General features: G+C 57.4%; 2 protein-coding genes. Both read left to right on the top strand.

Annotated elements, in window-relative coordinates:
* A partial coding sequence (locus ACFHWW_RS33840; protein WP_379943722.1) for an NAD-dependent epimerase/dehydratase family protein occupies positions 1-390 on the top strand: 390 nt, incomplete at its 5' end.
* On the top strand, positions 387-1,067 hold a 681-nt coding region (locus tag ACFHWW_RS33835; protein WP_379943720.1), incomplete at its 3' end, for an SDR family NAD(P)-dependent oxidoreductase. The genes ACFHWW_RS33840 and ACFHWW_RS33835, both read left to right, overlap by 4 nt.

The raw sequence follows: 1,067 nt of genomic DNA, 5'->3' as shown, positions 1-1,067 counted from the left end.
ATGATTACCAACGCGCTTGCGGGTCAAAAGACCTCGCTGGACTTTGGAGCCGACTTCCCACGTCAGTTCATCTACGTGGAGGACGCGGCGAAAGCGATCATAGCTGCGCTCGACCGTCCCGCTTTACCGAGGCGGACCTACAATGTCACCGGTGACACCTACCTTACATTTGCTCAAGTCGCCGACACCGTCAGGTCAATCCTTGCTGCAGCCGACATCGATCTGAAACCAGGTCCGGATCCCGTCGATGACCGGCAAGGCAAATTCGCCACAAAAGCGGCGCGAGACGATTTTGGTTATGAGCCGTCCTTCAGCTTTGAGGATGGCGTCAGGGCCTACGTCGACTGGCTCGACGCCGAACGGATCCTTCAATTGAGAGAGAAATCATGAAAAACCAATTCGATCTAACCGACCGGGTGGCGATTGTAACCGGCGGCAGTAAAGGGATCGGTGCGGAGATCGTCCGTATCCTAGCAGCGCACGGTGCAACCGTGGGGTTCTGCCACCGGGGCGACGGAGGAAACGCAAGCCATTTGGAAAAGGATTTGCGAAAAGAGGGGCTACGGACTTTCCAGACAGAATGCGATGTGTCCTCGCAAGAACAGGTCGCAGCCATGGGCCGCTGGGCTTCAGAGGTCCTCGGGCATGTCGACATTGTCGTAAATTGCGCCGGTATTGGAGGGGGTGACAGGCCCTTCGGCAAGCTGTCCGTTGCAGATTGGGACCAAATGCTCGGGGTGCATCTCCGCGGCACGTTTCTTGTAACACATCAGTTCTTCGACAAGATGATGGAGCGGAACTGGGGTCGCGTCATCAATCTTGCATCGCAACTCGCTTACAAGGGCGCACCCGGTCTCGCACACTATTGCGCGGCAAAGGCCGGCATCGTCGGCTTTACACGTGCCCTTTCGTACGAAGGTGCGCCTAAGGGGGTAATGGTCAACGCAATTGCGCCCGGTCCGGTGGAGACCGACCTGCTGATGGCACACAGCGACGATTGGCTCGCGATGAAGCGCTCTCAATTGCCAGTCCAACGGTTCGGAAAAGTCACCGAGATCGCACCAACC

Source organism: Sinorhizobium sp. P24N7, assembly GCF_042436655.1.
GTDB classification, from domain to species: domain Bacteria; phylum Pseudomonadota; class Alphaproteobacteria; order Rhizobiales; family Rhizobiaceae; genus Sinorhizobium; species Sinorhizobium meliloti_A.
Note: the sequence above shows the minus strand (reverse complement) of the source record. Positions and strands in the feature narration are given on the sequence as shown.